Here is a 12,692-nt window from a genome sequence, read left to right as displayed (position 1 = left end):
CTCTGGGGTCAGCTGCCAGGCTGCGGCTGAGCCTGCGGGAGTACGGCGAAGGCGACTTCGCCGGTCTCGTCCTGTTGGACGTCCAGGACCTTGTCGTCGAGCAACGCGGCCGCTTCCGGTTCCAAGAACACCTTCGGGCCGCCGTCGGCGCCGAGTACCTTGTCGCCGCTTTCCGGCACCTGGGCGACGGAAACCGCGAGCTGAGGACTGTCCCCCTGCTGGGAATGCATGGCGAACCGCAGCCCGCCTCCGTCCTGGCCGTTCTCCTGCCCGGTCAGTGCGGTGATCGCCTCGGCGGCGGCTTCGGTGACTGTCAGCATCTCTGCCCTTCCTTCGTCGCGGTCTTGCACTTGACCGACCACGCTAGGGGGTGTCGGCATGGCCCGCCGTGTGAGTGAAGATCATTTCTCGCCGACATCCGGCTCCTCTTCGGCCAGCCGCATGGCGTGCGACTCGCCTTCGTGGATTTCCCGGGGTGTGGTCCCGAACCGGTCGGCGCCGCTCCACTGCTCGGGTGGTTCGACCCCTTCTTCGAGCGGGTCGACACGGAGTTCGTCCTCGTCGAGGGCTTCGCTGGGATCCAGCGTTTCCGGTTCCGCGGTCTCGCGGTCGCTCATCGGCCACTCCCTCCTGGTCGGACGTTGCCAGGGGCGTGCTGTACTCGACCCCGTCCCTGTGGCTACCCGGCGTCCCCGCAGGCCAAACGGCGGCACTGTCGCGGGGATCACAGTTTCTCAGGTAGTTCATTAGCTTCACAAGTTTGTGAAACAAGGAGTAGCGTCGTCGGTATGACCACCACCAGGTGGGCGCCAGGGCACCGGATCATCCGGCGCGCGCCGGAGCGGCACCACGAACTCGGCAACCATGCCGCTTGGTACGTCGTCGCCGGCGTCGTCGCCACCGGACTGCAGGCGGTGCTGTTCCTTATCCTGCAGCCGATCCTCGGACCACAGCCGGCCAATCTGGTCGCGCTCGCGGTCACGACCATCGGGAACACCGAGTTCCACCGCCGGGTCACCTTCGCCACCCGGAAGAGCAACGCGGGCAAGCGGCATTTCCAGGATCTGGTGACCTTCGCCTTCTACGCCGTGTACGGCTCGATCGTGATCGCGTCCCTCGACGCGGTGATCAGCGAGCCGACCGCACTGGAACAGACCGGCGCACTGCTCGCGGCGAGCGTCGTGGGCGGCATCGCGCGCTTCGCGGTTCTTCGCTGGTGGGTCTTCGCGCGGCGGAGCGCCTAGTCTCGACCCGTGGCAGAGATCAACGGCCCGCACGACGATGGCGGCTCGGAACCCGATTACCGATTCACGCTCGCCAACGAACGGACCTTCCTCGCTTGGCTCCGGACGGCACTGGGCCTCCTGGCCGGCGGCGTCGCCGTCCATCAGCTGGTTCCCGACCCGAGCGCGCTGAGCACCGTACTGGCGGGGCTGTGCGTCGTGCTGGCCGCCGTCCTCGCGGCGAGCGCGTACCCGCGCTGGCGGCGCGTACAGACCGCGATGCGCACGGGACGGCCGCTGCCGAAGAGCGGGATGCTGCTCCTGCTGACCGCCGGGATCCTCATGATCACCCTGACCGCGGCGGCACTGGTGGTGTTCTCGTGAACCCGGCCGATCACGGAGCGCAAGCGGAACGCACCGGACTGGCGTGGCGCCGGACCGCGCTCGCGGCTACTGCCTGCACACTCCTGCTCTTGCACACCGCGGCCCGGCGAGGCTGGGGAACGGCGATCATCCCGGTCGCGTTCGCGGGGGCCATGGTGATCACTTTGGCCGCCGTCGGCGCGATCCGTGAACGAGCGCTGCGCCGTCCGGAAATCCCGAAACCTCTTAACCCGATCCTTGCTGTCACAACGTCGGCACTCGTCGTAGCGACAGCGGCCGCGCTGATCGCGGTGCGCTAAGTCCCGCGCACATCCAGCGACAGCGAAGCCCCTTTTCGCGACGCAGAGTCTCGGTTGTATTAAGCAGGCTCCGGCGAATGGGCTATCTCTAGTTGAAATCTTTACTGCCGTCCGATCGCCGCCTACGATTACGCTGCGTCGCAACGGCGGTAGATGAATCTGATCTTACGGAGCATCTGCCGCCCTCAATCGTTACGGAGTGTTGACCCCTCGACAGCGACGGTCGCAGGGTCGGCCGGGGAGGACGACCATGCAAGCAACTTCACGCGCGTCCGGAACCGTCACCCCCGATGCGGTCCCCGGATACACGACTCCGGAGAACCTGCCTCGACCGGGCGGACGGCTGACGAAGGAGGACCTCGATCCCCTCGTCAAGGACGCGGGCGACGGGAATCCCGCCGCGATCCAGTCCCTGCTGCGGATGATCGGCCCCGTCGTGGTCCGGTACTGCCGCGCCAGAATGGGTGGCCGCGACCTGTCCTACCTGTCGGCGGACGACGTCGCGCAGGAAGTGTGCATGGCGGTGCTGAAGGCGCTGCCCGGCTACCAGGATCGCGGCGGCTCGTTCCTCTATCTCGTGCACGCCATCGCCGCCAACAAGGTCGCCGACGCCTACCGCGCGGTCTCCCGTGACCGGTCGGAACCGGTACCGGAACTGCCGGAGCGGCCCATCGGTGACAACGAACCCGAAACCCACGCCCTGCACCTGGACCTCGGTGCCCGGCTCAACCGTCTGCTCGCCACCCTTCCGCGGGTGCAGCAGGAGATCCTCGCCCTCCGCATCGCCGTCGGCCTGTCCGCCGCCGAAACCGCCGAGGCACTCGGGATCTCCGCCGGCAACGTGCGTGTGACGCAGCACCGCGCACTGGCCCGCCTGCGGACGATGGTCAATCAGGACGAGTTCTGAGCTTTCTTCCCCCTGCCGCAGGTCGTCGATCGGCGGTTCTCAGGCGCCCGGACCCCGCGCCGCCCACTTTCTTCTTTCCCCCGGTTTCCGGCCGGGGTTTTGTCATATCTCACGAAAGTCGATAGGCCCGCCGCGCCGTCCCGTCGAAGAACTCCAGCCGCTCGGCGTCGCTCAGCGAGCCCGTCAGCGAAAACGCCGTGTCCACGACGACCTCGTACGCGGCCGCGAGTTCGCAGACCGGCCAGTCGGAGCCGAACATCAGCCGTGCAGCCCCGAACGACTCCAGCACGTGCTCGGCCCAGCGCGCCAGCTGACCGACCTTCCACCGCGCCCAGTCCGCCTCGGTCACCAGCCCCGAAAGCTTGCAGTACACGTTGTCCAGCTCCCCCAAGGCCGCGACACCGTCCGCCCACGGCTGCCATTCGCCCGAGGCGATCGGCGGCTTCGCGGCGTGGTCAAGTACGAAAACCTGGTCCGGCAACGCTTTCGCGACGGCGAGGGCCGCGGGAAGCTGGGGCGGCTTCACCAGCAGGTCGTACGCGAGCCCGGCCTCGCCGAGAGCGGCGAGACCACGCAGGACGTCGGGTCCGGTCAGCCACGACGGATCCGGCTCATCCTCCACCTGGTGCCGGATTCCCACCAGTGGCCCGGAAAACGAGGCCACGCGCTCGGCGACGCCGGGGGCGGTGAGGTCGGTCCAGCCGACGACGCCGGCGATCAGCGGTTCGGTCTGAGCCGCCGCGAGGAATTCGCGCGTCTCCTCTTCCGACGACACCGTCTGCACCAGCACGGTCCCCTTCACCCCCGCCGCCTTCGTCACCGTGCGGAGGTCGTCCACTGTGTACGGACGGCGGATCGGTTCCAGGGCCGTGCCGGTCATCCACGGGTAGTCCCGTCGCGACGGGTCCCAAAGGTGGTGGTGCGCGTCGATCACGACTGTCCCTCCCTCAGCACGGTGTCCTCACGCAACAGTCCCGCACGGATCAGGTCCGTCCACAACTCGCGCGGTACCGGGCGCCGGAAACGCTCGGCGTTGATCCGGACCTGGCCGGGATCGTGCGCGCCGACGACGACGGACACCACCGACGGATGCGCGGCGGGCAGCGCCAAAGCGGCTTGCGGGAGTTCGACACCGTGCCGCGCGCAGACGTCGGCGATCCGCTGGGCCCGCTCGACCAGTCCGGCGGGAGCCTCGGCGTAGTCGTACATCGTGCCCGGCGACGCGGTGGCGAGGATCCCGGCGTTGAACGCACCGCCCGCCACCACGTCCACCCCGCGTTCCGCGCACAGCGGCAGGAGATCGTCGAGAGCGGACTGGTTGAGCAGGGTGTACCGGCCCGCCAGCAGGATCACGTCGAGATCGAACCGGCGGACGAACTCCGCGAGCATCGGCGCCTGGTTCATCCCGGCCCCGATGGCGTCGACGACACCCTGCTCCCGCAATTCGAGCAGCGCGGGGAAGGCGCCGTCGACGGTGTCCTCGAAATGCTCGTCGGGGTCGTGCACGTAGACGACGTCGACGCGGTCGAGCCCGAGCCGCTCCAGACTGTCCTCAAGCGACCGGAGGATCCCGTCGCGGCTGAAGTCCCAGCGTCGTTTGTACGCGGCGGGAACAACGAAACCCTGCGAGTCGGTGCGCGAAGCGCCGCCGGGGTCGGGCTCCAGCACGCGGCCGACCTTGGTCGAAACGACGAAGTCCTCGCGAGGATACGCCGAAAGCGCCGCGCCCAGCCGTCGTTCCGAAAGCCCGAGACCGTAGTGCGGAGCGGTGTCGAAATACCGGATTCCTTCGTCCCACGCCTGCCGGACGGTCGCTTCGGCCGTCTCGTCGGTGATGGCGTGGTACAGATTGCCCAGCTGCGCGCAGCCGAGCCCCAGCGGGGACAGGGGAATCTTCACGGAAGCTCCCAAACGAGGCCGATCCCCGAATCGCCGCCCGAGTAGTCGTCTTCGACGTCGAGCAGCTCCGACATCCGCGCCTGCCAGGGAATGTTGGCCGGGTGATCGCGCAGGACCGCGCGCATCTTCGCGTAGTCCTCGACCTCGACCACGTGGAACAGGTCGAGACCGTCCCGCCAGATCCGCCACGAACGCACGCCCGCACCACGCAGGGCTTCGTCCAGGTCAGGCGGGATCACGGCGTGGACCGACTCGTATTCGGCTTCCTTGCCCGGCTTCAACCGGGTGTGGAGCGCCACTCTTTGTAGTGCGACACCGTGGGTCACCGCGCCTCCTTCACTCGAAACATGGCACTCTGTCAACTAACACTCAAACATCCGAGGTCTTCGGGGAGGGCGGTGGAACATGCCGGTCACCGATGTCGCGATCGACAAGATCAAGGACATGATCATCTCCGGTGAGCTTGCTCCCGGCGACAGGCTGCCGAAGGAGGCCGAACTGGCCCAGCGGCTCGGCCTGTCCCGCAGTTCGCTGCGCGAAGCGGTGAAGGCGTTGTGCCTGATCCGCGTGCTCGACGTCCGCCAGGGCGACGGAACGTACGTCACCAGCCTCGAACCGAATCTCCTCCTCGACGCGATGACGTTCGTGGTGGACTTCCACCGCGACGACACCGTGCTGGACTTCCTCGCCGTCCGCCGGATCCTCGAACCGGCGGCGACGGCGCTGGCCGCGATGCACATGAGCGACGAGGACATCGCGGAACTAGGCCGCCTTCTCGACGAACTGGCCGACTCGCCGACGGTGGAGGCGCTGGTCGCGAACGACCTGCAGTTCCACCGCAAGATCGCCGACGGCTCCGGCAATCCGGTGCTGTGCTCGCTGCTGGACAGCCTGTCCGGCCCCACCGCGCGCGCCCGCATCTGGCGCGGGCTCACCCAGGAGGGCGCGGTCGCGAAGACCCGCGAGCAGCACACGGCGATCTACGAGGCCATCGCGGCCCGTGAGCCCGAGCTCGCGCGTTCGTGGGCCACCGTGCACGTGGCCGGGGTGGAGCAATGGCTCCGCAACGCGCTCGGCACCGCCGACGACCCCACTTCGGCCGCCGAAGCTTCCTGACACCGCTCTCTTCCTCTCTGACGTCCTCTATCCGGCCCCTGGGCGCGCTAGGAACGGTCCTTTCCTTGCGAAATTTGCAAGGAAAGGACCGTTCATTGCATCGGTGAGGGGGCTAAGGCTAGGTCTGGGCCTTCCCACCGGCATAGCGGGAAATGATCAACGCGACCAGGATGATCACGCCGTAGATCGCCTTCAGCCACTCCGGCGGCACCTGCGCCACCTGCAGCAGGTTGGTGACGGTCTGCAGCAGCAGCACGCCGGTGAGCGCCCCGACCAGAGTGCCCTTCCCGCCGTCCAGTGAGACACCGCCGATCACCGCGGCGGCGAACACCTGAAGGATCAACCCGTCGCCCTGATCCGCACCGAGCGCGCCGACGTAACCGGTGTACGCGAGCCCGCCGAGCGCCGCCAGCACACCGGCCACGACGAAGACGCCCCACGAGATCCGGTCGACGCGGATACCGGCGGCCCGCGCGGCTTCCCGGTTGCCCCCGATGGCGTACAGCGACCGGCCGATCCGGTGATACCGCAGCCCCAGCCCGAACGCGGTGAACAGCGCCGCGGCCAGCCACACCGACATCGGCAGCCCGATGAACGTCGTCGTGGCCAGCGCGGTGAACACGTCCAGCTGGTCGAAGAGCGTCTTCCCCTGGGTGGAGCCGATCTGCGTGCCGCGCAGCACCGTCAGCATCGCCAGCGTGACGATGAAGGCGTTCAGCTTCAGTTTGACGATCAGGAAACCGTTCACGAAGCCCACCGCGGCACCGGCCACCAGCACGGCGAGGATGCCCGCGAAACCGGGGATCTCGGTGCCGAAACCCGAAGAAGCCACCGGGATGACCAGCATCGCACCCAGTGCGGGCGCCATGCCCATGGTGGATTCCAGTGACAGGTCGAATTTCCCGGTCAGCAGCACGAGCGATTCGCCGAGCACCACCATCGACAGCGCGGCCGAGGCGGACAGGATCCCGACGATACTGCCGAAGGTCAGGAACGTGTCGCTGATCAGTCCTCCGATGATCAGCACCACGATGAGCGCCGGGACGAGGGCGAGTTCGCGCAGCCAGCGGAACTTCCGGCGCTTCGGCGGGGCCGCGAGCGTCGAAGTCTTCGGATCGGTCATCAGCTCGGTCACCGTTCGACTCCTTCGATGTCGGCCACCAGGTCGCCGTCGGACCAGCCCGCCCGGTGTTCGGCGACCACGGCGCCGGCGCGCAGCACCAGCACCCGGTCGCTCAGACGAAGATCGTCCAGCTCGTCGCTGACGATCAGCACCGCCTTGCCCTCGGCGCGCACCCGGTCGACGACCGCGAGCAGCGCCTCCTTCGATTTGACGTCCACACCCGCGGTCGGGTTGATCAGCACCACCAGGCGCGGATCGCCGGCCAGCGCGCGGGCGAGGACGACTTTCTGCTGGTTGCCACCGGAAAGGTCGGACACCGGCTGATCCGCGTCGGCCGCGACGATGTCGTAGTCCCGCAACGCCTGCGCTGCCCGGCCGTACCGGGCGCCCGGTGACGCGAGACCGCCCTTGCCCATACGATCCAAAATGGACAGTGTGGCGTTGTCTGCGATGGAGTGCTCCAGCACCAGTCCTTCGTGATGGCGATCCCTCGGCACACAGCCGATCCCGGCGCGGATCGCGGCCGGGATGTCGCCCGGTTCCAACGGTTTCCCGTCCACCTGCACCGTGCCGGAGGACGGCGAACGCAGTCCGTACACGGTTTCGGCGACCTGGTGCTTGCCGCTGGCGTTGCTGCCCGCGAGCCCGATCACCTCGCCGCGGTGGATCCGGAACGTCACGTCCTCGAAGCCGTCACCGGAAAGCCCGTCGACGGCCAGCACCTCGTCGGCGTCCGCGGCCAAGGCCTCGCGTGTGGAGGCGTCACGGACGGAAAGCCCGCCCTGCTCGCCGGTCATCGCGTCGATCAGTTCGGCACGGCCGACCTCCGCGACGGGCGCGGTCAGGATGTGCTTGGCATCGCGCAGCACGGTGACCGCCTGGCAGACCTCGTACACCTCGTGGAGGTGGTGCGAGATGAACAGGAACGTCACCCCGTTGGCCTGCATCTGACGCATCCGCGCGAAGAGCCGGTCGATCGCCTGGCTGTCCAGCTGCGCCGTCGGCTCGTCGAGCACGATGAACCGGGCACCGTAGGAGAGCGCCCTGGCGATCTCGACGAACTGCCGGTCCTCGACCGAAAGCTCGCCCGCCGGGGTGTCGACGTCGACCCCCACGTCCCACGAGTCGAGCAGTTCGCGTGCTTGACGGCGCAACCGCTGCCAGCCGATCGCGAAACCCTTGCCGGACTGGCGGTTGAGGAACAGGTTCTCCGCGACGGTCAGCTGCGGGACGACCATCGCGTGCTGGTAGACACAGGCGACCGCTCGTTTCCAGTCGTCCTGCTTGGACAACGGCGGCGCGGGGACGCCGCCGAACTCGACGTGTCCGGTGTCCGTTTTGGACAGTCCGGTGAGGATGGAGACGAGCGTCGATTTCCCGGCACCGTTGCGGCCGACGAGCGCGTGCGACTCGCCGGGGTGCACGGTGAGGCTGACGTCGGACAGCGCCACGGTCGGTCCGTAGCGTTTGCCGACACCCTGTGCGCTGACCACCGGCACGGCGGCGGATCCGGCGGGCAGCGCGCTCACAGGTTGTTCCCCCAGAGTGCCTTGTCGTCCACGTTGTCCTTGGTGACGACGGGCGCGGGGAGCTGGTCTTCCAGTATCCCGGCCCGGACCTCGACGACGGTGCTGCCGTGGTCGGTCGGCCCCGCCTTGAAGGTCTCCCCGGCCATCGCCTTCTTGATCCAGTACATGCCGTACTTGGCGTAGTCGTCGGCGGGCTGAGAGACGGTCGCGTCGAGTTCGCCCGCGCGGATCGCGGCCAGCTCCTGGGGAATGCCGTCGTTGCTGACCAGCACGACATGCTTCGGGTCGCCGACCGGGAAGTAGAGGTTCTTGCGTTTGAGCGCCTGCTGCGTCGGCGCCAGGTACACGCCGCCCGCCTGCATGTACACGGCCTTGATGTCCGGGTTCGCGGTCAGCAGGCTGTCCAGCCCGGACGAAGCCTTGTCCGCCTTCCATTCGGCGGCGACCTCCAGCACCTGGACGCCCGGGAACTTCGTCTTCATGCACTGGCGGAAGGCTTCGGACCGGTCGCGGCCGTTGACCGAGGCCAGGTCGCCCATGACCTGAACGACCTTGCCCGACGTCACCTTCGCGCCGATCGCCTCGCAGGCCTTGGTGCCGTACGCCTTGTTGTCCGCGCGCACCACCATGGCGACCTTGCCACCTTCCGGCGCGACGTCGACCGCCACCACCGGGACGCCCTTGTTCTCCGCCGCCTTGAGGCCCGCCACGACGGCGGCGGAGTCCAGCGGCGTCACGACCAGGCCCTTGATCCCCTGGTTGAGCAAAGTGTTGATGTCGGTGATCTGCTTCGCCGGATCGCTGTCCGCGTTGACCGTCGGCAGCGCGTCGACGCCCTGCTCCTTCGCCTTCAGCGGTACGTAGTTGTTGTAGGCCTGCCAGAACGGCGAGGTCAGCAACGGGATCGTCGCGCCGACCTTGCCGCCCTGCGCCCCGCCCGCGCCGGGCTGCGGCGCATTGTTCTTAGTGGACCCACAGGCCGACAGGGCCAGCCCGAGCGCGGTGGCCGCGGCGGCCACCTTGATCACCCTCGTACGCACCGCATCCTCCTTGATGACAGCGAAAACTACTGCTGGACCGGGCCGCGCGGACGCAGCCCGTACATACCTCCGTCGACAGCGAGCGCCGTGCCGGTGGTCGAAGCCGACAGCGGGCTGGCGAGGTACACGATCGCGTTCGCGACCTCGTCCGCGGTGACCAGCCTGCCCATCGGCTGCCGGGCGGCCAGCGCGGCGCGTTCGGCCTCCGGATCGCCCGCGGCGTCGAGCAGCCTGCCGACCCACGGGGTGTCCGCGGTGCCGGGGCAGACGCAGTTGACGCGGATCCGGTCGGCGAGGTGGTCGGTCGCCATCGCCAGGGTCAGCGAGAGCACCGCGCCCTTGCTGGCCGAGTACAGCGCGCGGTTGGGCAGGCCCGCCCACGCGGCGATCGAACAGGTGTTGACGATCGCGGCCGACGGCGAGTTCTTCAGATGCGGCAACGCCGCTCGCGCGAGCCGCACCATGCCGACGACGTTGATGTCGAGCACGCGGTGCCATTCGTCGTCACCGTTGGCGGTGACGTCGCCCTGTGCGCCGATGCCCGCGTTGTTGACCAGGACGTCGAGCCTGCCGAACCGGTCGGCGACCGCGTCGATCGCCGACCTGACCTCCTTGTCGGAGCCCACATCGCAGCGGAATCCGGTCAGACCTTCGGGAAGGTCGCCGGGATTCAGGTCGAGCACCGCGACCTTCGCCCCGCGTGCGGCGAGCAGGTCCGCGGTGGCCCTGCCGATTCCCGAGGCACCGCCGGTGACGGCGGCGACGAGGCCTTCGAACTCACTCACTGGTTTGTCTCCGTCCACTCTGGACCGTCGGGGAAGGTGAACCGGCGCAGGGTCGCGTCGTGCATCCGGGCCGAGAAGCCAGGCGCGGACGGGGCGGCGTAGCGGCCTTCGACGACGACGGCCGGATCGGTGAAATGCTCGTGGAGATGGTCGACCCATTCGATGGACCGGTCGGTGTCGGTGCCGGACACCGCCGCGAAATCGAACATCGACAGATGCCGGACGAGTTCGCACAGCCCGACCCCGCCGGCGTGCGGGCAGACCGGGACACCGAATTTGGCCGCCAGCAACAGGATCGCCAGGTTCTCGTTGAACCCGCCGACCCTGGCGGCGTCCAGTTGCAGCACCGAGATCGCGCCGGCCTGCAGCAGCTGCTTGAACACCACGCGGTTCTGGACGTGCTCGCCGGTGGCCACCCGGATCGGGGCGAGCGCCTTGGCGATCGCGGCGTGCCCGAGCACGTCGTCCGGCGAAGTGGGTTCCTCGATCCAGTACGGGTCGTACGGCGCCAGCGCGGTCATCCAGGTGATCGCGGTCGAGACGTCCCAGCGCTGGTTCGCGTCGACGGCGACCCGGATGTCCCGGCCCACGGTCTCGCGGGCGAGCTTCATCCGGCGGACGTCGTCCTCGAGATTCCCGCCGACCTTCAGCTTGATCATCTCGAAGCCGTCCGCGACGGCCTGTTCGGCGAGCCGGACGAGTTTCGCGTCCGAATAGCCGAGCCAGCCGGGGGAAGTGCTGTACGCGCGGTATCCGTCGCGTTCGATCCGGGCGATCCGCTCGGCGCGGCCGGGCTCGGCGGCGCGAAGGATGTCGAGCGCCTCCTGCTCGGTCAGCGCGTCGGAGAGATAACGGAAGTCGACGAGGGAGACCAGTTCCTCCGGCGACATCCCGGCGGCGAAACGCCAGACGGGGAGCCCGGCGATCCGCGCGGCGAGATCCCAGGCGGCGTTGACCACCGCACCGATCGCCATATGCGCGACACCCTTTTCCGGGCCGAGCCAGCGCAGCTGCGAGTCGCCGACCAGTGCCCGCGACAGGTCGCCGAGCGCGGCCGCGTCGGTGGGCACGTCCCTGCCGACGACGTGCGCTTCCAGCGCTCGGATCGCCGCGGCCTGGACGTCGTTGCCGCGTCCGATGGTGAAGGCGAGCCCGTAGCCGTCCGGGCCGCCGTCGGTGTGCAGCACGACGTACGCGGCCGAGTAGTCCGGGTCCGGGTTCATGGCGTCCGAACCGTCCAGCTCCCGCGAGGTGGGGAACCGGACGTCGAGCACCTCCATACCCACGATCTTCGCCATCACGCCTGCCTGACGGTCTGGCGCTGGCGGCCGAGGCCGTCGATTTCGAGCTCGATGACGTCGCCCTCGGTCAGATACGGCTTCGGCTCGGGCTGGCCGAGCGCGACCCCCTGCGGGGTGCCGGTGTTGATGAGGTCCCCGGGGCGCAGCACCATGTACTGGCTCACGTAGTGCACGATCTCGGCGACCGTGAAGATCATGTCCTTGGTCGACGAGTCCTGCTTCTTCTCGCCGTTGACCCACAACCGCAGGCCGAGGTCCTGCGGGTCGGCCACCTCGTCGGCGGTGACCAGCCACGGGCCGAGCGGGTTGAAGTTCTCGCACGACTTGCCCTTGTCCCAGGTGCCGCCTCGTTCGAGCTGGAACTCGCGCTCGGACACGTCGTTCGAAACGGTGTAGCCGGCGACGTGGTCCAGGGCTTCTTCGGCGCTTTCGAGGTAGCGCGCGGTCTTGCCGATGACGACGCCGAGCTCGACCTCCCAGTCGGTCTTGGTCGAGCCGCGCGGCACGAGCACGTCGTCCTCCGGGCCGACGACGACGTCGGAGGCCTTCATGAAGACGACGGGCTCGGCCGGGACCTCGGCGCCGGACTCCTCGGCGTGCTGCCGGTAGTTGAGGCCGATGCAGACGACCTTGCCGGGCCGCGCGATCGGCGCGCCCACCCTGGCCGACGCGAATTCAGGACCGGCTTCGGGCAGTTCGCCGGCGGCCAGCGCGGCCGCGACCCTGGCGACGCCGTCGCCCGCGAAGAAGCTGCCATCGATGTCGGCGGTCAGCCCCGAGAGGTCGCGCAGCGTGCCGTCCCCGGCACGTACGAACGGACGCTCACTTCCCGGCTCCCCGAGTCGCAACAGCTGCACGGAATTTTCCCTTCCAGCCGAACCGCCAACAATCAACGGCTCCAACAGCAACGAACAGACATCCGATGTATACCCGACGACCTCCGCCAAGATCTAGGGGCCACTCGGATTTGTCCGGAAAATTGATCGGATCAGTCTTGCGAAGTCCGGGTGGCGAGACTCACAGCGGGAATAGTTACCTACTCTAAGCAAGTTGTTCCTCGCGGAACCTCGGCTGGGGAAAGGAAGA

Annotated in this window: 15 protein-coding genes and 1 pseudogene; 5 read left to right on the top strand and 11 right to left on the bottom strand. The window is 68.4% G+C overall.

The window, feature by feature from the left end; all coding sequences use genetic code 11:
* Positions 1-8: 8 nt before the first annotated feature.
* On the bottom strand, positions 9-320 hold the full coding sequence (locus tag ACIBTM_RS30635; RefSeq protein ID WP_395880614.1) for an iron-sulfur cluster biosynthesis protein: 312 nt from the start codon (positions 318-320) through the stop codon (positions 9-11).
* A gap of 96 nt (positions 321-416) precedes the next feature.
* Positions 417-617 (bottom strand): annotated as a pseudogene (locus tag ACIBTM_RS30630) (hypothetical protein); the annotation flags it as partial.
* 171 nt (positions 618-788) lie between these two features.
* On the opposite strand from ACIBTM_RS30630, the gene ACIBTM_RS30625 reads away from it, so the two are divergent.
* From ACIBTM_RS30625 to shbA, 4 genes are all read left to right on the top strand, one after another.
* The gene (locus tag ACIBTM_RS30625) at positions 789-1,244 is read left to right on the top strand and encodes a GtrA family protein (protein ID WP_395880613.1); all 456 of its coding nucleotides are present in this window, start codon (positions 789-791) and stop codon (positions 1,242-1,244) included.
* Between the two features lie 9 nt (positions 1,245-1,253).
* On the top strand, positions 1,254-1,607 hold the full coding sequence (locus ACIBTM_RS30620; protein ID WP_395880612.1) for a YidH family protein: 354 nt from the start codon (positions 1,254-1,256) through the stop codon (positions 1,605-1,607).
* Positions 1,604-1,906, top strand: coding sequence for a DUF202 domain-containing protein (locus ACIBTM_RS30615; protein WP_395880611.1), 303 nt, complete (start codon positions 1,604-1,606; stop codon positions 1,904-1,906). The genes ACIBTM_RS30620 and ACIBTM_RS30615 overlap by 4 nt, the downstream gene beginning before the upstream one ends.
* A 250-nt stretch (positions 1,907-2,156) precedes the next feature.
* The gene (shbA, locus tag ACIBTM_RS30610) at positions 2,157-2,813 is read left to right on the top strand and encodes an RNA polymerase sigma factor ShbA (RefSeq protein WP_395880610.1); all 657 of its coding nucleotides are present in this window, start codon (positions 2,157-2,159) and stop codon (positions 2,811-2,813) included.
* A gap of 109 nt (positions 2,814-2,922) precedes the next feature.
* Here the strand turns inward: shbA and ACIBTM_RS30605 are convergent, their stop codons facing one another.
* From ACIBTM_RS30605 to ACIBTM_RS30595, 3 genes are read right to left on the bottom strand one after another with little or no spacing between them, the layout of a single operon-like run.
* Positions 2,923-3,747, bottom strand: coding sequence for an amidohydrolase family protein (locus tag ACIBTM_RS30605; protein WP_395880609.1), 825 nt, complete (start codon positions 3,745-3,747; stop codon positions 2,923-2,925).
* A complete protein-coding gene (locus ACIBTM_RS30600; RefSeq protein WP_395880608.1) occupies positions 3,744-4,712 on the bottom strand; it encodes an aldo/keto reductase in 969 nt (322 codons plus the stop codon). The genes ACIBTM_RS30605 and ACIBTM_RS30600 overlap by 4 nt, the downstream gene beginning before the upstream one ends.
* Positions 4,709-5,011, bottom strand: a complete 303-nt coding sequence (locus ACIBTM_RS30595) for an L-rhamnose mutarotase (protein WP_395880689.1) — start codon at positions 5,009-5,011, stop codon at positions 4,709-4,711. The genes ACIBTM_RS30600 and ACIBTM_RS30595 overlap by 4 nt, the downstream gene beginning before the upstream one ends.
* A 106-nt stretch (positions 5,012-5,117) precedes the next feature.
* On the opposite strand from ACIBTM_RS30595, the gene ACIBTM_RS30590 reads away from it, so the two are divergent.
* Complete coding sequence (locus ACIBTM_RS30590) at positions 5,118-5,828, top strand: FadR/GntR family transcriptional regulator (protein ID WP_395880606.1); 711 nt, start codon at positions 5,118-5,120, stop codon at positions 5,826-5,828.
* Between the two features lie 118 nt (positions 5,829-5,946).
* Here the strand turns inward: ACIBTM_RS30590 and ACIBTM_RS30585 are convergent, their stop codons facing one another.
* The 6 genes from ACIBTM_RS30585 to ACIBTM_RS30560 are packed head-to-tail and all read right to left on the bottom strand — an operon-like array spanning position 5,947 to position 12,463.
* On the bottom strand, positions 5,947-6,963 hold the full coding sequence (locus tag ACIBTM_RS30585) for an ABC transporter permease (protein WP_350583577.1): 1,017 nt from the start codon (positions 6,961-6,963) through the stop codon (positions 5,947-5,949).
* Positions 6,960-8,480, bottom strand: a complete 1,521-nt coding sequence (locus tag ACIBTM_RS30580) for a sugar ABC transporter ATP-binding protein (RefSeq protein WP_395880605.1) — start codon at positions 8,478-8,480, stop codon at positions 6,960-6,962. The genes ACIBTM_RS30585 and ACIBTM_RS30580 overlap by 4 nt, the downstream gene beginning before the upstream one ends.
* Entirely contained in the window at positions 8,477-9,520 is a 1,044-nt protein-coding gene (locus ACIBTM_RS30575) for a sugar ABC transporter substrate-binding protein (protein ID WP_395880604.1), read from the bottom strand. Before ACIBTM_RS30575 ends, ACIBTM_RS30580 begins: the two co-directional genes overlap by 4 nt.
* Positions 9,521-9,546: 26 nt before the next feature.
* Complete coding sequence (locus ACIBTM_RS30570) at positions 9,547-10,305, bottom strand: SDR family NAD(P)-dependent oxidoreductase (protein ID WP_395880603.1); 759 nt, start codon at positions 10,303-10,305, stop codon at positions 9,547-9,549.
* Positions 10,302-11,603, bottom strand: coding sequence for an enolase C-terminal domain-like protein (locus ACIBTM_RS30565; protein WP_395880602.1), 1,302 nt, complete (start codon positions 11,601-11,603; stop codon positions 10,302-10,304). Before ACIBTM_RS30565 ends, ACIBTM_RS30570 begins: the two co-directional genes overlap by 4 nt.
* On the bottom strand, positions 11,603-12,463 hold the full coding sequence (locus ACIBTM_RS30560) for a fumarylacetoacetate hydrolase family protein (RefSeq protein ID WP_395880601.1): 861 nt from the start codon (positions 12,461-12,463) through the stop codon (positions 11,603-11,605). Before ACIBTM_RS30560 ends, ACIBTM_RS30565 begins: the two co-directional genes overlap by 1 nt.
* Between the last annotated feature and the right edge of the window lie 229 nt (positions 12,464-12,692).

It is taken from the genome of Amycolatopsis sp. NPDC049868 (genome assembly GCF_044461365.1).
Taxonomy (GTDB): domain Bacteria; phylum Actinomycetota; class Actinomycetes; order Mycobacteriales; family Pseudonocardiaceae; genus Amycolatopsis.
The sequence above is the reverse complement of the archived record's forward strand: the minus strand, read 5'-3'. Positions and strand labels throughout refer to the sequence as shown.